Raw genomic sequence first — 19,460 nt, forward strand, 5'->3', positions numbered from 1 at the left:
GCTTCACTCCTCTGCCTCTTTTTTCATTATCGCACAAGACAGCCCAAGTGGTTGCCCATCGGCGTGTTTCCTCGTAAGATCACCGCGTTGATACGATACCCACCCAGTTTATGAGCTTATGAGGGGCAGCCCGTCCATGACGACGCTTGACCAAAAAATGATTCAAGACCTGATCAACCTTCTTTCCCCGCTCGTCCTTGACCCCGACGAACGCCCTGCCGTTCTCAGCCAAGCGCTCGGTGCGGATCACCCCCTTATGGTGCAGCTTGATTTCAGCGGCGCGGCATCAACTTTCGTCGCCAATGCTGCCCCTTTGCTCAACACCTACGGCGAGGCAGACGGGCGCACCGCCCTTGACCGCCTGCGCACCTTTGCTGCCGCCCGCCGAGGGATAAACGCCCCGCCCCCGCCGCGTGTTTTCATCAGCTATGCCCGCAAAGATGGCGAGGCGTTCGCCGCCGGAATGCGCGAGGCGCTCTTGGCGGCGGGCATTCCACTCTGGCAAGACCGCGTTGGAATGGAAGGTGGGCGCGATTGGTGGGGACAGATCACCGACGCGATTGATCAAGTCCAATTCATGATCCTCATCATGACCCCCGCCGCTATGGAATCGGAGATCGTCCGCAAGGAATGGCGCTACGCCCGCGCTCAGGGCGTCTGTGTTTACCCCGTAAAAGGGGCGATGGGGCTGGATTTTGCCTCCCTCCCTCGCTGGATGCGCGACGCCCATTTTTACGATCTCGGCGTTGACCCCGCCACCCTGATAGCCGGCGCGGAGTGGGCGAAATTTACCCGCGATCTTGCCGCCCCTTGCGAGACTCCCCGTGTTCCCTTTCCCTATGACAAGGAAAAATACAGTGGGTTTGTCCCGCGCCCAACTGAATTTGAGGCATTGATTACGCTACTTTTGGATGAATCGCGGGAGTCCCCAAAGGCGATCACGGCGGCGCTGCGTGGGGCGGGCGGCTATGGCAAAACCACCCTCGCCCGCGCCCTGATTCACGATGAACGCATCCAAATTGCCTATGACGACGGGATTCTTTGGGTGGAACTTGGTGAGGCGGTGGACGACGCCCGACTCCTTGCCAAGATGAACGATGTGATCGAAGCGCTCAGCGGAAAACGCAACGAAGCAGCCACGCTAGAGCGCGGCAAAGAACGGTTTGCCGAACTCTTGGCAGATCGGGACATTCTGATCGTCATTGATGATGCGTGGCGAAAAAAAGATGTAGACCCCTTCCTTGTGGGCGGCGGACGCTGCACACGGCTGATCACCACCCGCAACAGCGACACCCTCCCACGAGGGGCGCAGCATCTCCCCGTAGACGCCATGAAACCCAATGAAGCGGTGGTGCTCCTTGCCGCTGGTCTGCCTGACGGGGAAGAAGGGGCGCTGGCAAACTTGGCGCGGCGCTTGGGGGAGTGGGCGCTTCTCCTAGCGCTGGCAAATGGTGTTTTGCACGAGCGCATCGGGCGCGGCGAAACGCTGGCAGAGGCGCTTGATTACGCCGATAAAGCGCTCACCAAGCGCGGTCTTGCCGCCTTTGATGCCCGCGATGCCGGATCGCGCAATGACGCCGTGAAGGTGACGCTAGGCGTCAGTTTATCCCTTCTGAAAGCAGCCGAGACTGGGCGATTCTCCGAATTGGCGATCTTCCCCGAAGATACAGACATCCCCTTGGAAACCGTCGGGCGCTTGTGGGCGGCGACGGGCAACCTTGATGAATTTGACACCGAGGAACTCTGTGGGCTGCTCTATTCCCGTTCGCTCTTACAGAGTTTAGATTTAGGGCGGCGGGTGATTCGCCTTCACGATGTCGTGCGCACTTATCTAAGCGATGAGCATACCAACGCCCTCAAAGGCTGGCATAATCAGTTCTTGGGCGCGTATAAACTTTCCGAGTGGTGGCAGCTTTCGCACAGCGAACCTTACCTGTGGGAAACCCTCGCTTACCATTTGCTGGAGGCGGGACGCCGGGAGGACTTTTTCCGCACCGCCGCCGATTTACGCTACATTGCCATAAAAACCTTGCTACAAGGGACACTGAAAACAGAAGGGCTGCTCCTCAGCGCTATTCAGCAGGGGGAGTCCGATCCGGCTCACAAACTGCCCCCTATCCTCAGGACTCTCACGAATCGCTATCAGACCTCCGCCCATATGCTGGAGCGCTGTTCCACCCTGAATGAGGTGGGGGCGACCCTCCTCGTGCGCATTTTGGGTGGAGATGGTCAGGCGGCGCTGGAATCATTTATTCCCACACCCTACATCACCGCCATTGAATCCCTTCCCGACCTGCCCCACCCCTCCCTCATCCGCACACTGACGGGGCATGGCTCTGGCGTCACGGGCTGTCTTTTCACCCCCGATGGCAACGAAATTGTCTCCAGTTCGTATGATGGGACGCTCAAAATTTGGCATATTGAAAGCGGCGCGGTGCGCCTCACCTTGCGCGGGCATAGCGATTCCGTTCGGGCGTGCGCCATCAGCGCCAATGGCACGCTGATCCTCTCCGCTTCCAACGATGGGACGCTCAAACTCTGGGATCGGCACACGGGCGAAGAACGCCAAACGCTCAGCGGGCATGACAGCCGCGTGACCTGCTGCTCCCTCAGCGCTGACGGCAAAACTGCCCTCTCTGGCTCTGAAGATAAAACTCTAAAAATCTGGGATGTGGCAAGCGGGCGCGTCCGCTTCACCTTAGAGGGACACACCGAGAACATCTGGGGCTGTGCGCTCACCGCTGATGGCAAACGGGCGGCGTCTGCCTCCGCCGATGGGCGGCTCATTGTGTGGGATGCCCTGAGTGGGCAGCCCCTTCAAACGATTATAGCGAACGAGGTCGGCGTGACTGGCTGTGCATGGGGACACAACGATCAGGCGCTTCTCGCCGCACTTGTCGATAAAACGGTGGGCGTTTGGGACGCCCTCAGCGGTGAGTCGGAAATGACGTACATAGGGCATGAAGGATGGGTGAACGCCTGCGCGTGGATGGGTCCATACCCAATCAGTGCTTCGGCGGATAAACATGTTGTTGTCTGGGACATCAATTCACGACGGCAGTTGGAAATCCTCAGTGGTCATACGGGCGGCGTCAACGCCTGTGCCGCCTACGAGAACTACATTGTTTCCGCCTCGGTAGACCGCACGCTCAAACTATGGGAAATTCCCGTTTCGGTCTTCACCACCCACCCCGATAGCCACGCCGAAGCGCTGTACGAAGAAAAACCTATCCGCAGCCTTGCGGTAAACCTCTCGCCTACGGCAAAAACCCTTGTCGTCACCTCTCAAGGCGATCTGCTCAATCGTTATGAATCCTCTTCCACCGCCGCCGAGATTTTAGAAGACAGGGGGCAGGTGGATCGTCTCATCTTCAGCCCTGATGGGCAGCACCTTCTTGGTCTGAACGAATTAGGGCGCACCCTGACGATTTGGGAGACGAACACGTGGCAACCGATCAAAACGATTGGTAGTTTTGGCGCCTCGCTCTACGATGCGGCGATCAGCCGCGACGGAACGCTGATCGCCACCGCCTCTAGCTCTGCCCGTATTTACCGCTTTGGGCAGAACGTGCCGCTGATCAAGTTCCGCGAGACGGGACACATCATGCGCAGTGTCGCCTTCAGCCCCGATGGGCAGCAGCTTATCAGCGGGGCGGCAGATGCCAGCCTCACCATTTGGGAGGTGGCAACCGGCAATGCCCTGCACACCATACGCCGACATGCAAAGGTCGTTCGATGCCTCACCTACAGCCCCGATGGACGGTTCATCCTCAGCGGCGACGTGATCGGCACAATCTACCGTTGGGATGCCCGCTCCGGCAACGCTTACGGCGGGGTGAGCGCTCACGACGGCGTGATCAACCGTATTGTCTTTTCCCCCGATGGGCGGCACATTCTGACCTGTGCCATTGACGGCGTGCTGAAGGTATGGGACGCCACCCTCACAACACTGATTGCCGCTTTTTATGCCGATGGGGCGATTTACGATGCCGCTTGGCTGCCCGATGGGGAACGGATCGTCGCCGGGGGAGAGCGCGGACTCTATTGGTTGAAGGTCGTCTGGTGATGGTACACTTCAGTACAAGTCATTTCAAAACCCCACCTTTTGCCCCCCGTAAACGGGGAGGGGATGTTCATCCTCTGTCCCTACAAGCGGGAAAAGGGGGTAGGGGGATAGGGGTTTTTGAAAGACGCTCTAGCGTCCTACCCTACCCCGCACGGAGTCTGCAATGAACCTGACGCTTGAAGACATGCGCCGATTGGTACAGATTTTGAGCAGCCTTACCGATTTAGCCAACGATGTGGGGCGGGGCAATGTCCTTCGCTTGGCGGGCTTAGAGCGCTTTATTGCAACGATGGCGCCGGGGCTGAACGTTCAAAACTATGTCGTCCTGCTGCTTTCCGAATTGCAAACGTTCGGGATCGATCCGGCGGCACACCGCCACGTCTTAGCGATGTACCTGGACTATATTCAGGAAACCTACCTTGTGGGTCGCTCTGATGATCGGAATTTTGTTCGGGCATTGATCGGTTTGCCGCCTATAGAACTGACTGCCCCTGTGCCGCCCATTCCCACCGCGCCCGTCGCGCCCAATCGGATCACCATCCTGTTCCTTGCTGCCAACCCCACAGCGACAACCCGCCTTCGCTTGGACGCCGAATACCGCCAGATTGATCAGCGCCTTCTTGCCGCCCGCTTTCGGGATCGCTTCATGCTTGAACTATCGCCCGCCACCCGCCGAGGGGATTTGCAACAAGCGTTTTTGCGGTTTACCCCGAACATCGTCCATTTTTCCGGGCATGGTAGCGAACGCAGCGAGATTATCCTTGAGGATGCCAATGGGGGAGCGGCTGCCATTCCCCGTGAGGCGCTCAGCAGCCTGTTCAATATCCTAAATCAGGATGGACAGATACGCTGTGTGGTCTTAAATGCCTGTTACAGCCAAGCCCAAGCGGAAGGCATTGCCGAGTCGGTGGATTGTGTGGTGGGCATGGCAGATGCGATTGGCGATAACGATGCCATTGCTTTTGCCGAAGCGTTCTATCAAGCGCTTGCCTATGGGCGCAGCGTGAAACAAGCTTTTGAACTGGGCAAAAACGCCATTGATCTCCAACGCTTGCCCGATGCGTTCGTCCCCCAATTGATCACGCGGGCGGGGGTTGATCCCGCCGCGATCACCTTTGCCTGAGCAAGACGCCTCACCACCGCCGTTCGATCATGTACTGCCCCCACGTGATCAACAAATCGCGGTAAGGCGTGGGGGCAAGTATCTCAATTTCTGTCAGCGCCCCTTCCACCATCCGCTGCGCGACAGACTGTGTGTACTGGATCGCCTCCACATCGCGCAGGACGGCTGTCGCGGCGAGGATCGCTTCCTCACTGGCGTCAGAGCGCCCAAAGGCATGAAGAAACGTCTCCCTTTTTTTGCCAACCGCTTCGCGCAGCGTATGCAGGGCAAGGAGGGTCATTTTCCCCTCGCGCAGATCAGCGCCGACAGGTTTTCCGGTGATCGCCGTCTCCCCAACGACTCCTAGAATATCATCCTGAAGTTGGAACGCCGTCCCGCACGTCCCGCAAAAACGGGCGATCTGGGCGACTTCTGGGGTGTTTCCGCTGGCATCCCCTAACCCGATCATCGCTCCCGCACGCCCCGCAAATTCATAGAGGACGCCAGTTTTTTTGCGAAGCATGGCAAGGATTTGGTCTTCCGTTGGGTTAAACGCATCGCGGCTGGTGAACTGCACATCGAGTGTTTCACCCTCCAACAGCAAAAGCTGAACGTCCGTCGCCAACTCCCCCACAAGGCGTAGTACCAGCCGAGGATCAACCCCAAATTGGGTGTGCAGATCGTGGAACAGCATGTAAGACCACGATTGCTGAGCATCTCCGGCAAGAATGGCAATCACCCGCCCGTAATGCTCAGCGGCGTCCCCCGTCAGACCGAATTCTTGCGCCCCGCGTTGGGCAAATTCCACATGGACAGTGGGCTTGCCCCGCCGCAGCGGGTCTTTATCGATCACATCGTCATGGACGAGAGTCCACGTGTGGTACACCTCAATGCCCGCCGCCGCCGGAATCGCCACCTGTTCATCGCCGCCCACCGCCCCACAACTTAGCAGCATCACCGCCGGGCGAAGGGATTTCCCTCCCAGTTTGAGGTAGCTCAACGCTGCCTGATGGATATGTGGCGGCGAAAGGCGGGCGGCATATGGATGATTAAAAATATAGTCATAAACGCGCCCACGCCGTTCAGCAAGTTCTTTCAGAAGCGCATCAAAACGCTGATCTATCTTTATAGCCATTCCTAAGTGCGTCACCCTACCTTTTGTGAGCCATATAGACTATTCCTCAGCGCAGATTCTAGCGAAGCGGGCGCAAAAATGCCGGATCAACGCTGATCGGTTGGGTAAGCTGCACCTGAATGTACTCCGTCCCATCAGCGGTACTGGCGCTTCGCCCCAACCCATAGGGGACGAGGTTGTTATTGGCAATCACAATAGACTGTTCGGCGGAAGGGTAAATAGCGGCGATAGAACGGTAGGGGTATTTGAAGGGATTGCTCAGCCCAAAGGCATCACGCGCATTGTTGAAAATAGGGTCTACAGCGATTCCATTCGGATCCTCCACATTCAAGAGATCGGCAAGGGGGGTCTTGGCGCTCGACCCATTGCGTAGGTTGATTAGGAACACCTTTTTGAAGGCGGCACGGCGGTTTTCGCCACTATCGAGTTCGATTATCATCGCTTCATCATTGTTGATCATCGTCATCCCGCCAACCTGATCGGCATCCCGATCCAGATTATAGGTAGTTGCTAGTGCCTCGAAGGAACGGGTCGTCAGGTTGAACGCCCGAAAGGTGATTCCCCGTCCGCCGTTGTGTTGGGCAATGATCAACGCCGACTCATTAGGCGTCACCCCCATCCCTTGTAAACGTCCACCATCAAGGGCAATCGGCGGCTCTAGCAGTTTTCCGTAAGCGTCAAAGCGCAGCAACGCGGGAGTCATTTCTTCCGCAACCCAATACGAATTTCCTACGCGGCTCATGGCGCGAGGGCTAAAATCTGCGCCCGTCAGATAGCGCGTTTTGCTATCGCCATTCACCAATGGCTTGCTCACATAGCCGTTGGGGTCAGCAAGGATTTGCCGATCCAACTGGACGACTTCTCCAGTTCCACTCCCCACCCGCCGGAAACTCAGTTCAAACACATAGATGCGCAGTTGGAAATCGGCGCTGCTTTGCCCGCCAAACTGTCCACTGGTCAGTGCTACCCATGTCCCTGGATAGGCGCCGGGAAGGATCGCTGTGATTGAGCCGACAGGCTGGCTGTCAAAGGGGATCTTCACGCCGTTGATCAACGCGCCTTTCCCCAGCGCCACCCCCGCTGGCGGTCCATCATTCAGGTAATTGGAGGGCAATATGGCACGTCCGGTCAGTTGGGCGCGGGTCTGGGCAGAGACCACGCCGGGCAAACTAACAAGAAGGGCGGTCACCAAAACCCCCAAAACAAAGGCGGCGCGGCGTGTGTTCATCATCTAATTCCCCATTAGGCAGCAGCTTCATATAGAATCTATAGAAGCTATTGTACCCCTGACCGCCCTCTGTGTCTTTGCTTCCCTCCAAAAGCCCCCAAAAGGTGGGGTTATGAAGGGGAATCAAAAAACCCCACTCTTTACTGGGGTTTCTTTTGAGCGGGCGATGGGACTCGAACCCATGACCTTCTCCTTGGCAAGGAGACGTTCTACCACTGAACCACGCCCGCATGATAGAAGAAAGTATAGATCACTTTGCCAAACTTGGCAAGAGCAATTTTGGCGCCGCGTTTTGCCGCGTATTCTCCCTTTTCAGCCAGACCTTCCCTTCAGAGTCAGGCTTGCCGGATTATGCGTTTTAAGCGATACTTTGAATTCGGAGGTGCTACCGTATTATGCAGCCAACACGGGCTATTACCAAGCGAATCCTCCCCGGTTCGCTCACGGGCATCCAAACTTGGGTGCGTCTCATGGGCTATCTGCGCCCCTATCGCCGTTGGGTTGTCGTCACCGCCATCGCGCTCACCGCATCTACCATCCTTGCTATTCTCATCCCGCGTCTGCTCCGCGACGTGATCGATATTGGCGTGACGCAAGGCGAATCATCGTTTATGGTTGCGGCGGGTGCGCTCGTCATTGGCTTGGGCATTTTTCGTGGAGTCTCGGGCTTCCTCTTTCGCTTTTTTGGCGAGCGCCTTTCCCACTACATTGCCTATGACATTCGCAACGAAGTCTACGACAAGGTACAGCGCCTGCCCTTTGCCTACCACGACAGTGCCCAAACGGGGACACTGATCACCGTTGCCATCAGCGATGTGGACGAGGTGCAGCGGTATTTTGGCTTCGGCTTGATCGACGGTATCAACACGCTCTTATTGTTTGCGGGCGTCACCGTCATGATGCTGACGACCAACCTCTGGCTCACCCTAATTGCCCTCACACCCCTCATTCCTCTGGCGATCCTCTCTGTACGCTTTGCCCGACAGGTTGATCCGCGTTGGCGCGGCATCATGGAGCGCGTCCAAAAGTTGGGCAATCACCTTCAGGAAAGCGTCATCGGGGCGCAGGTCGTTCGTGCCTTTGCCCGTGAGGATTACGAGATCGGCAAATTTGCCTACCAAAACGTTGAATTATTCAACCAGCAGCTTGGGCTAACCCGTACATGGGCATACTTCTTGCCCCTCAGCGCGTTCATCGTCACCTGTTCGGTGGCAGCGGTGCTGTTTGTGGGGGCGCTTTTAGAGCGGGCAGGCATGGCGGGCGTCACCGTGGGGACAGTGGTCGCTTTCAACGCCTATGTGCTGCTCTTAGGGCAGCCTCTCCGCTTTTTCGGTTTTGTGATCATCCTTACGACGCAGGGCGTCACCAGCAGCCGCCGCATCTTCGATATTTTAGACGCCGCCGAAGACATCAAAGATGTTCCCAACGCCGTGCCGCTCCCCCCCATTAAAGGGCATGTCCGGTTCGAAAACCTCAGCTTTCGTTACCCCGATGCGCCTGATTACACCCTACGAGGGATCACCATCGAAGCGCAGCCGGGACAGGTGATCGCCCTTTTGGGCAAAACCGGATCGGGCAAAAGCAGCCTGATCAACCTGATCTCTCGCTTTTACGAGGCAACACAAGGGCGCGTCCTAATTGATGGGAGAGATGTGAAAACGGTCACGCTGGAGAGTCTGCGGCGGCAAATTGGCGTTGTCTTACAGGAATCCCTTTTGTTTTCGGCGTCCATCCGCGAAAATATCGCCTATGGTCGCCCCGATGTTTCCGAGGAGGCGATCATCGCCGCAGCAGAGGCGGCAAACGCACACGGCTTCATCACCGAATTTCCCGATGGCTACGACACGCTCATCGGTGAGCGCGGTGTGACACTTTCCGGCGGGCAGCGCCAGCGGATCGCCATTGCGCGGGCGCTGCTCATCGATCCGCGCATCCTCATCCTTGACGATTCGATGAGCAGTGTCGATACGAAAACAGAATTCCTCATCCAAGAGGCGCTTGAACGGCTGATGAAAGGGCGGACGACCTTCGTCATTGCCCAACGCCTCACCACCGTCCAAAACGCCGATACCATCCTCGTCTTAGATCACGGCGAGATTGCCGAACGCGGCACGCACGCTGACCTTTTGGCACGTGATGGGCTTTACGCTGATATTTACCGTTTGCAACTCGAAGATCAAGAACGCCTGCGCCGTGAACTCATGGTGACGGGCGGTTTGTTGGAGGCGAAACCGTAACCCCCTATGGGAATGATGCTCTCAGCAACAGCCGAACATACGAAAAAGGTCTTCGATTGGGCGGTGACGAAACGCCTTTTCACCTACCTTCGCCCTTTCCGCAAGCAGCTTATCCGTGCCTTTGCAGCGGCGGTTCTCACCGTCGTTGCCGCTGTTGTTGGCTCGCCCCTGATCGGCTTCATTGTCGAACGGGGCGTTCAAAACCGCGATCTGATGGCGGTGGCTGTGGGTGTTTTGGTTTACCTTGCCGCCGATGGCTTTGGCACGCTTGGCTTTCACCTTCAAGTGCGGAATATGTCCTACGCCGGGCAGCATGTGATCCAAAAACTACGCGATGAAATGTTCGCCCACATTCAGCACCTCTCGCTCTCATTCTTCAGCACCTACGAAACAGGGCGGCTGATCGCCCGCGTCGTGGGCGATGTCAACGTCCTGCGCGAGGCGCTCACCTTTGCCATTGTTGGCACGTTCCGCGATCTGATGATCCTGATCGGTATTCTGATCGCCATGACGCTGATCAACCTCCCCCTAACGTTGGTGGCGTTGGCTGCTTGCGCCGCCTTGATCATTGTCGCCAATGTCTGGCGTATTTATGCACGCAAGGCATACAGCGCCGTCCGCGAGACGAACGCCGTTGTCAACGCCGAACTCAGCGAAGCCTTCAACGCCGTCCGTGTGACCCAGGCGTTCGCCCGTGAGGGGTTTAACTACCGCCGCTTTGCGGAGGAGAAGAATCTTGCCCACCGCAAGACGAACACCCGCGCCGCGCTGATTAGCGCCGGATTTTTCCCGACGATTGAACTCGTTGCCGGCGTGACGATGGGCTTTTTGATCATCGTTGGTGGGTCGCTGGTTTTGAATCAGCAGCTTTCCGTAGCGACCTTAATCACCTTTGTCCTGTACATCGAGCAGTTGTTCTTTCCCATTCGGATGTTGGCGCAGCGTTACAACATCTTCCAATCGGTCATGGCCGCTGGCGATAAAATCTTCACCTTACTCGATACCCCTATCGAGGTGGATGACGCGCCCGATGCAGTGGACGCGCCGCCCCTCAAAGGGCATGTCCGCTTTGAAGAGGTCGCCTTCACCTACACCGACCCACTCACAGCGAAGGCGGAAACTTCTGGCGATTTGAAGGTGGCAGAGCGTAGTAAGAAAAATGGGACAAATGGCGCAAATGGGCATCATCCTGAGAATGGGCATGAATATGAGTCGCCACTCCCGGGCGGCGAAAACGTTTTGAAAAACGTCACGTTGGATGTTCCCGCTGGCTCTACGGTAGCGCTGGTGGGGCATACCGGAGCGGGAAAAACAAGCATCGTCAAGCTGATCATGCGCTTCTATGACATCAAAGAGGGGCGCTTGACGATTGACGGTATGGATATTCGCCGCTTAAAACAGAAAAGTCTTCGCGCCCAAATGGGTGTCGTCACCCAAGAGACGCACCTGTTTAGCGGCACAGTTTTGGAAAACATCCGTTACGGGCGCTTGACCGCAACCGACGAGGAGGTGAAGGCTTCGGCGCGTGCTGTTGGCGCAGAGCCGTTCATCCTCCGCCTAGAAAACGGCTACGATACAGAGGTGCATGAAGGCGGTGCGCTTCTCTCATCGGGACAAAAACAACTTCTTGCCTTCGCCCGTGCGCTGCTGGCAGACCCGCGCATCTTGATCCTTGACGAGGCGACCAGCAGCATCGACACCCAGACCGAAAAGGTGATTCAAACGGCGCTGACAACGCTGCTCAAAGGGCGTACCAGTTTTGTCATTGCCCACCGTCTCAGCACAATCACGGCGGCGGATGTGATCGTCGTCATGGATCACGGTCAGATTATTGAAAAGGGGTCACACAGCGACCTTTTGGCATTGGGCGGCATGTACCGCGATCTCTATACAATGGCGTATGCCAAGCCGATCCAATCGGTGAACTAAGAACCTACCCGTAAATTCGGGTTTGGCGTATAAGCGAGGCGTCTCTGGCAACCACACCTGGCTTGCCAATGGTGCGTTTCCCTAAACGTTGCCAACAAAGGAGGGTGAGGGCTTGTGCCTACCATTCACATGGTTAATTTACGGATAGATACTAAGCATGCCTCAAGGGATGCTCCACAAAGTGGTGGGGAAAGGCGGCAAAACACGTTACCCTTTTCTGTTTAGGACTGTGTGGGACATGATGAAAAGGTGTAGCCTGTGAATCTCATGCGGTGGGTAAAAATGGGCATTCTCGGCGGTGGAGTAGGGGCGGCGGGGGCGTGGCTGTGGCGCTACCTTCAACCCGAACATTCGCCGCTGGTACTAGAACATGCCGTCGTTGTGATCACTGGGGCATCGGGGGGCATTGGGCGTGCCTATGCCCATACCTTTGCCAAACAAGGCTGTCGGATTGTCCTTGCCGCCCGCCGTGCCGATGCGTTGGAGGAAGTCCGCACGGAGATCGCCCCCTATGCCGCAGATGTTTTGGTTGTCCCGACGGATGTCCGTGATGATGACGCTCTTGGCAGGCTTGTCCAGACCACGCTGGATGCCTTTGGGCAGATTGATATCCTGATCAACAATGCCGGCGTGACACAGCACGGAATGCTGCACCGCGAATCACCTCAAGATATTCGCGCCCTTGTCGATACAAACCTTGCCTCGGCAATGGCGCTCACCGCGCTTGCCCTCCCCTCCATGTTGGCGCGGGGATCGGGCTGGATTGTCAATCTCGCCTCGGTTGCCGGGCATACCGATTTTCCCTTTTACATCGTCTATGCCCCCGTCAAACGCGGCTTGATCAGTTTTGGCGATACGCTTCGCCGCCAATTGGATGGGACAGGCGTCCACGTCCTCAATGTCATGCCCAGCTACACCACAACGGCGATGGTCACTCCTTCTGTCATGGCGTGGGTGAAAAGCATGGACATGGCGGTTGATACCCCTGAGACCATCGCTGAAAAGACACTTGATGCGCTGTTGAAAAACCGCAAGGAACTCCTCTTTGGGGGGCTGCTTCTGCGAGGAGGCTTGTTCCTTCAACGGCATTTCCCGCGTTTGGCAGATATTCTGGGGCGGACGATGATTGATGTCACCACCTACGAAATGACGGATTCAAAAAGCCCCCTGCGTGAAAACTGAACTGGGTGGTTATCAAGCCTCCCGTTCCTGAAAACCATCCTCGGCGGCGGCTTGAGCAGCAAAGCCAGCCAGCCGTCTCAATGCCCGCTGCGCGATGAGTGCCACCCCTGATCGGGATAAAAGATTGCGGGGAGTCCGCCACACTGGGGGAAGTCCACCCTTGACTCTATGCTGCGCCTCAGATTAAGTCCGGACTACTGCGGAATTGGGCAGTTTACTAAACAGTACAAAGTACCTATTTCAGGAACCTAAACGGTGGAGTACCCTCCTTGATGTTAGTAAGTAACCTTTACTAACTATCTCAATCAAAGAAGGAAGAAGACCGATGTTAGCAATTGTTCGTCCACTGCGTTTGGCCATCCGCATGTTTGCGCTGGCTGTTTTAATCGGGCTGCTCGCGTTTGCCTCAACCCCCGGCATCTCAAAAGCTGCCAGCCCACACTTCGCGAACTTTTATCCGTATTGTCCAGGGGTAACCAAATCCGGCGATATTATCTACAATGGCAACGCTTATAATCCGCAATGCGTCCACCGCATCGGCGGCTGGTATATTTTCTCCATTGATGTTCCATCTGCCTGCAAATGGACGTATGGTCAATCATCTCAAGCAGTCTGGACTTCGCAAGGTTGGCAGTGCACCTATTAAGCCTTAAGCGGCTGTCTTTGGGTGGCACGGCTTAACCGCTGCTGTTTTTGTAACCGCTCAAAATCGCCTTTTACATTCAAGCCGAGTCGTTACTTGACACACTAGAATCTGCGCCGTTGGCAAAATAAGCTAAAATTCATCAATGAACAACGCCAACGGCGCAGCCAAAGAGCAGTTTCTGGTTCCTCAAGTCCCCTCCCCTTTTTTTGCAAACCATTCTCGGCGGCAGCTTGAGCAGCAAAGCCGGCCAGCCGTCTCAATGCCCTTAAGCACCCCTCACCTTTGCCTGAAACGACCTTTGGGAAGATCGTTTGACCCCATTTTTCCATTCATTTTCACAGTCTGTTCGCTTATTTTACGGGCTGCCGATCCGTGAATTCCAAATTAAAAATGTTATAATCCACCCTAGCGCATAAACTACATAAAAATTCTGAAAGGGAAATACTTGGCTATGGACGTTACAAACACTGCCTTTGAATTCCTTCGGGAGCAGGTGATCCCTGAACTGAACACAACTGCCAAACTGTACCGCCACCGCAAGACCGGGGCGCAGGTGCTTTCGATGGAAAAAGACGACGAGAACAAAGTCTTTGGTGTCGCCTTTTACACACCCGTCGAAGATTCCACCGGAATCACCCATATCATCGAACATTCCGTCTTGTGCGGGTCGCGCAAGTACCCCCTTAAAGAGCCATTTATCGAACTGAACAAGGGATCGCTGGCGACCTTCCTCAATGCTTTCACCTACCCGGATCGCACCGTTTACCCGCTGGCAAGCCAAAACGTTCAAGACTTCTATAATCTAATCGATGTTTATCTTGACGCAGTGTTCTACCCGCGCATCAGCCCGGAAACGCTGGCTCAAGAAGGCTGGCATTACGATCTCGATGATCCCAATGCGGAGATGATCTACAAGGGTATTGTCTTTAACGAGATGAAAGGGAATTATTCCGACCCCGACAGTCTTGTCCAGCAATATTCGCTGAATGCCCTATTCAGCGACACCCGCCATTACAGCGTCGATTCCGGCGGCGACCCCCGTGCTATTCCCGATCTCACCTATGCTGCCTTCAAACGCTACCACGAAATCTACTATCACCCCTCCAACGCCATGTTTTACTTCTATGGCGATGATGATCCGGCAAAGCGTTTTGAACTGCTCGAGGGCTATCTGAAAGACTTTGAGGCGATTTCAATTGAGAAAAAGCCCGATGTACAACCCCGCTGGAACGCTCCCCGCCGCCAAACCTTCACCTATGAAGGCGGTGAGGATGCCAAAGCCTATGTCACCCTCAATTGGCTGCTCACCGATGGCGAAAATGCCGAAGAATCGCTGGCATTGGGGATTTTAAATCACATCCTGAATGGGACGCCCGCCTCCCCGCTGCAAAAGGCGTTGATTGAATCCGGCTTGGGCGAGGGGCTGTCAGGCGGCGGCTTAGATCGGGATGTCTACCAATACTACTACTCACTGGGCTTGAAAAACACTGCCACCGACGCTGCCGCGTCCGTTGAAACCCTCATGCTGAATACCCTCCGCGATCTGGTCGATAACGGCATTGATCCAGAGATGATCGAAGCCTCTATGAACACGGTGGAGTTCTCCCTACGGGAACTGAACACGGGCGGCTTTCCGCGTGGGTTAGCGCTTTTCGTGGCAACCCTCCGCACCTGGACGTATGGCGGCGATCCGCTCGCTCCCATCTCCTTTGAAGCGCCGCTGAATGCCATCAAAGCGCGGATTGCTCGCGGCGAAGCGTATTTTGAGTCCTTGATTCGGCGCTACTTTGTGGATAACCCGCACCGTCTGACGATGAGCCTGATCCCAGAGGGCGGCTATCAGATGAACTTAGAGGCGGCGGAACGCGCCCGCTTGGATGCCATTCGTGCGGCGATGAGCGGAGCGCAGATCGAGGAGGTGATCGCTGAGACGCACGCTCTGCGCGAGGCGCAAGAAACGCCTGATGCACCGGAATCATTGGCGCTGTTGCCCACTGTCCAACTCAGCGATATAGACAAGCAAAACAAAGCGATCCCGATCACGGTTGGATCGGCGGGTGGCGTTCCCGTCGTCTACCACGACATTTTCACGAACGGCATTGCCTACATTGATGTCGGCTTCAGCCTCTTTGCCCTTCCCATGAACTATCTGCCTTTGCTCAACCTCTTTAGCACGGCACTTCTGGAAATGGGGACGCAACGCGAAGATTACGTGAAGTTTACACAGCGCATCGGGCGCAAAACGGGCGGCATTGATGTAAGCACCCTTCTTTCCCCCATGCGCACAAACCGCAACGAGAGCGTTGCCTACCTGATGGTACGTGGCAAGGGAACAACAGGGCAGATCGCCGATCTCTTGGCGCTCTATGAAGACCTCTTGCTCAATGTGAAGTTTGACCAACAAGAACGCTTCAAACAGATCACCCTAGAGGCAAAATCTGGTTTGGAGAGTTTCCTCCTCCCCGGCGGGGCGCGGGTGATCAATGACCGAATGCGGGCGGGCTTCAACACGATTGATTGGGCGGAAGACGAAATGGGCGGCGTTGGGCAGCTTTTCTACCTGCGCGATCTGATCGCTCAGATTGAGACGGATTGGGCATCTGTCCTCGCCAAACTGGAGGATATGCGTCGTCTACTGATCAACCGCACCACGATGATTATCAATGTGACTCTCGATTCAGGGAACTATGCCAAGACATTCCCACAGATCGAGGCATTCGCTGCCAAACTCCCCAGTGCTGCGCCGCGCCTTGCCCCTTGGACACCAACACTCCAACCGCGAAGTGAGGGGTTAAGCCTTCCCGCCCAAGTGAATTATGTTGGGTGGGCGGGCGATCTGTTCAGCGAGAGCTACGGCGTGCATGGCTCGTACATTGCCGCCAATAACTTCCTGAACAGCGGCTACCTGTGGGAGCGGATTCGGATGCAGGGTGGTGCGTATGGTGGGTTCTGCGCCTTTGATCGCTTCACTGGCGTCTGGACATTCATGAGCTACCGCGATCCGAACACCGTGAATTCGCTCAAAGCCTATCAGGGGACGGGGGCATACCTCAAAGCACTCGATCTGCCAGAGCGCGAACTCCAGCGGATCATCATCGGCGGGGTAAGCCTCATGGATGCCCACTTGCTGCCTGATGCAAAGGGTTACACATCCTTCACCCGCTACCTTGTGGGCGAAACCGACGCCATGCGCCAGACCATGCGTGAGCAGCTTTTAGGGACAACCCTGAAGGACTTCCAACGTCTGGGCGAGGTGCTGGATGCCGCCTACCCGAAGGGAATCACAGCGATCTTGGGGTCGGCAAGCGCCGTTGACACTGTGAATGATTACATCGGCGGCGGTTTGGCAGTGACGAAAATCGGCTGAGACACACCTCGACGTAGAGGGGGCATGTCCCCCTCTCGCCCAACGATGGGGGCGGCGTTCAGCCGTGCTGCCTCCCCCCCTACTCCACGACCTTCAAATAGGGACGGGCGCCCCACCCGCCGCGTTCACTGTTCGTCGGGTCTTGCAATTCCCACCACTCCGACCCACTGGCGTTCGAGGGTCCGCTTTTGATGATCCAGCGCGACCCCTCCGGCGCTTGAAAGCGGATCACCGATTCCGTGCCGGGTCCAGAGCGAATATTCAACCCGGCAATGCCCACCCCTACAACCTCCACCGTCGTCCCAATGGTGAAGTTCCCTGGCGGTAGTGTCGCTGTGGGGATAACCGTTGGCAAAATAGGCGGCGGCAGTTCCGTCGCGGGCAGAGGAATTGGCGAGGGTGTGGGCGGCGGACCCACTGTGAAGGTGGCGGTGACGATGACGACGACGGGCTGTTTCCCCCCGGGCGGGGCATTCCCGCCGATTCCATCAACAACGATCCATGCCCCCACCGCCGCCGCCCCAACGAAGATCAGCATCACGACTAGCGACCACCAGGGTAGATAAAAGCCGCTCTCGCGCTTGCTCACCCGTCGGGGTGGGGCGGGCGGGCGACGGCGCGGGGGGGCATTCGTGTAATCGGCTGGCGCAGCGCGGCGTTGGGGCGGAATCTCCGCTGGCGGCGGCAGGGGGCGGGCTTGGCGGGCAGCCCGATCCCCTTCCCTTCCCGTTGGCGGGATGCGGGTGGGCGGCGGAGTCTGGGCGGGGTTTGGACGACGCGGCGCGGGAAGCATGTCCTCCCCATCGTCGTCATAATCGCTCATATCGTCGCGGTAGTTGCTCATCCGTTCAACCACTCCAAAAAGGTATTTACTGACCAGGTGTTGATCACATCTGCCGCCCGCAGCCGCGCCCGTCGTGCCGTGATCACGCCGTAGCGGAGCGCCTCAAACCCATCGCCGCTGTGCGAATCGGTGTCAATGGCGATCTTGATGCCCATCTCGGCAGCAAGGCGGGCGTGGGTGTCGTCAAGGTCAAGGCGATATGGGCTGGCATTGATCTCTAGGGCGGTGTCTGTCTCCAACGCCGCCCGAAACACGGCGTCCATATCCAGATCGGCGGGTTCGCGTTCGGGGATCATCTGCCCGCGTGGGTGTCCGATCAGGTCAACATGTGGGTTGCGAATGGCGTTCAGCAGCCGCGCCGTGATCTGCTCTCGCGGCTGGCGCAGACCGGTATGGAGCGAGGCGATCACAAAATCGAGTTTCGCCAAGACTTCATCAGGATAATCCAGCGATCCATCAGCGCGGATTTCCATCTCCACCCCCTGAAAGACGCGCAGCGTTGGGGCGAACTCGGCATCAACGGCGTGGATTTCCTCCCGTTGGGCGCGAAGGCGTTCGGGCGTCAAGCCGTTCGCTACACCAAGACTCTGCGAGTGATCGGTGATCACGATGTACTGCAAGCCACGCTCACGGGCAATCCACGCCATATCGCGGATGCTCAGTTTGCCATCGCTCCATGTTGTGTGCATGTGCAGATCGGCACGAATATCGGCAATGGTGATCAACGTTGGGAGCGCCCCCCGCGCCGCAAGGTCAATCTCGCCGCGATCTTCGCGCAGTTCCGGCGGGATGAAGGGTAGCCCAAACTGAGCGTAGACCTCTGATTCTTCGGCACAGAGCGTCTCCGCGCCGCCCTCCAACGCCGCAAACGCCCACTCGTTCAGCGTTAGCCCGCGATCCCGCGCCATTTCGCGCAGACGGGTGTTGTGTTCCTTGCTGCCCGTGAAGTAACTGAGCGCAGTCCCATACCGTTCGGGCGGCACAATCCTCAGATCGCATTGCAACCCAGAGGCGAGTTCGACGCTGCTTTTCGTTGAACCATGCCCCAACACACGCACCACATCGGGATGATGGACGAAATGTTCCATGATCGGATCGGGATCGTAAGAGGCGATCAACAGATCGAGGTCGCCAATGGTTGGCTTCCCGCGCCGGACGCTCCCCGCTACATCGCCGCGCAGCGCACCGGGAAGGGCAAGTAGCGTCCGTAGCAGGCGGTCTGCGCTCACCCACGCCACATCAAGGCGGGCGCGGGTCGTCCGGCGGGCAAGGGCGGCGATTCTCTCTAGGATTTTCGCCTCGCTCTTTTCGCCCATGCCGGCAAGGGTGCGCAATTTCCCCTCTTTGGCGGCGGCTTCAAGGGCGGCGATGGAGGCGACGCCGACCTCTTTGTAAAAGAGCATTGCCTTTTTCGGACCGACACCGTTCACCCGCAGAACATCAACCAAGCCGGGGGGAATTTCCTCGGCAAGTTCCTTGTAAAACTGAAGTTCGCCCGTCGTCAGTACTTCGTTGATCTTTTCGGCAATAATCTTGCCGATGCCGTCGATCTCGGTGAGTTTCCGCTCGGCGGCAATCGCGCTGAGATCACGCGGAAGTTCGCGGATCGATTCGGCGGCGCGGCGGTAGGCAAGGACGCGATGAATAATCTCGCCCTTCAGTTGGAGCATATCGGCAATCGTTTCAAACAGGTCGGCAATCTGGCGGTTGGTCATCATGGGGGC

General features: G+C 56.9%; 11 protein-coding genes and 1 tRNA gene. 7 read left to right on the top strand and 5 right to left on the bottom strand.

All coding sequences use genetic code 11. From position 1 onward, the window contains the following. The first annotated feature begins 136 nt into the window (after positions 1 to 136). Together HS103_19420 and HS103_19425 are read left to right on the top strand one after the other, a co-directional pair. Positions 137 to 4,066 carry a TIR domain-containing protein gene (locus HS103_19420; GenBank protein ID MBE7514964.1) on the top strand — a complete coding sequence of 1,310 codons (3,930 nt, stop codon included), beginning with the start codon at positions 137 to 139 and terminating at the stop codon, positions 4,064 to 4,066. 163 nt (positions 4,067 to 4,229) lie between these two features. Then, positions 4,230 to 5,189 carry a CHAT domain-containing protein gene (locus HS103_19425; protein ID MBE7514965.1) on the top strand — a complete coding sequence of 320 codons (960 nt, stop codon included), beginning with the start codon at positions 4,230 to 4,232 and terminating at the stop codon, positions 5,187 to 5,189. A 10-nt stretch (positions 5,190 to 5,199) separates the two neighbouring features. Here the strand turns inward: HS103_19425 and HS103_19430 are convergent, their stop codons facing one another. The 3 genes from HS103_19430 to HS103_19440 all read right to left on the bottom strand — a co-directional run bounded on the left by HS103_19430 (position 5,200) and on the right by HS103_19440 (position 7,761). Next, positions 5,200 to 6,303 carry a polyprenyl synthetase family protein gene (locus tag HS103_19430; GenBank protein ID MBE7514966.1) on the bottom strand — a complete coding sequence of 368 codons (1,104 nt, stop codon included), beginning with the start codon at positions 6,301 to 6,303 and terminating at the stop codon, positions 5,200 to 5,202. A 58-nt stretch (positions 6,304 to 6,361) separates the two neighbouring features. Continuing rightward, positions 6,362 to 7,534 (bottom strand): esterase-like activity of phytase family protein, encoded by a 1,173-nt coding sequence (locus HS103_19435; GenBank protein ID MBE7514967.1) that lies wholly within the window; start codon positions 7,532 to 7,534, stop codon positions 6,362 to 6,364. A gap of 155 nt (positions 7,535 to 7,689) precedes the next feature. After that, positions 7,690 to 7,761: transfer RNA gene (locus HS103_19440), tRNA-Gly, on the bottom strand. Between the two features lie 165 nt (positions 7,762 to 7,926). Here HS103_19440 and HS103_19445 point away from each other — a divergent pair. The 5 genes from HS103_19445 (at position 7,927) to HS103_19465 (ending at position 16,892) form a co-directional block, all read left to right on the top strand. Further along, complete coding sequence (locus HS103_19445) at positions 7,927 to 9,768, top strand: ABC transporter ATP-binding protein (protein MBE7514968.1); 1,842 nt, start codon at positions 7,927 to 7,929, stop codon at positions 9,766 to 9,768. 819 nt (positions 9,769 to 10,587) lie between these two features. Next, complete coding sequence (locus HS103_19450) at positions 10,588 to 11,697, top strand: ABC transporter ATP-binding protein (GenBank protein ID MBE7514969.1); 1,110 nt, start codon at positions 10,588 to 10,590, stop codon at positions 11,695 to 11,697. A gap of 258 nt (positions 11,698 to 11,955) precedes the next feature. Further along, entirely contained in the window at positions 11,956 to 12,879 is a 924-nt protein-coding gene (locus tag HS103_19455) for an SDR family NAD(P)-dependent oxidoreductase (protein MBE7514970.1), read from the top strand. 325 nt (positions 12,880 to 13,204) lie between these two features. After that, positions 13,205 to 13,525, top strand: a complete 321-nt coding sequence (locus HS103_19460; protein ID MBE7514971.1) for a hypothetical protein — start codon at positions 13,205 to 13,207, stop codon at positions 13,523 to 13,525. A 451-nt stretch (positions 13,526 to 13,976) separates the two neighbouring features. After that, positions 13,977 to 16,892, top strand: coding sequence for an insulinase family protein (locus HS103_19465; protein MBE7514972.1), 2,916 nt, complete (start codon positions 13,977 to 13,979; stop codon positions 16,890 to 16,892). Between the two features lie 79 nt (positions 16,893 to 16,971). Here the strand turns inward: HS103_19465 and HS103_19470 are convergent, their stop codons facing one another. Both HS103_19470 and polX read right to left on the bottom strand, forming a co-directional pair. Next, positions 16,972 to 17,736 carry a hypothetical protein gene (locus tag HS103_19470; GenBank protein ID MBE7514973.1) on the bottom strand — a complete coding sequence of 255 codons (765 nt, stop codon included), beginning with the start codon at positions 17,734 to 17,736 and terminating at the stop codon, positions 16,972 to 16,974. After that, a complete protein-coding gene (gene polX / locus HS103_19475) occupies positions 17,733 to 19,454 on the bottom strand; it encodes a DNA polymerase/3'-5' exonuclease PolX (protein MBE7514974.1) in 1,722 nt (573 codons plus the stop codon). Before polX ends, HS103_19470 begins: the two co-directional genes overlap by 4 nt. Positions 19,455 to 19,460: the final 6 nt, after the last annotated feature.

It is taken from the genome of Anaerolineales bacterium, assembly GCA_015075625.1.
GTDB lineage: Bacteria > Chloroflexota > Anaerolineae > Aggregatilineales > UBA2796 > UBA2796.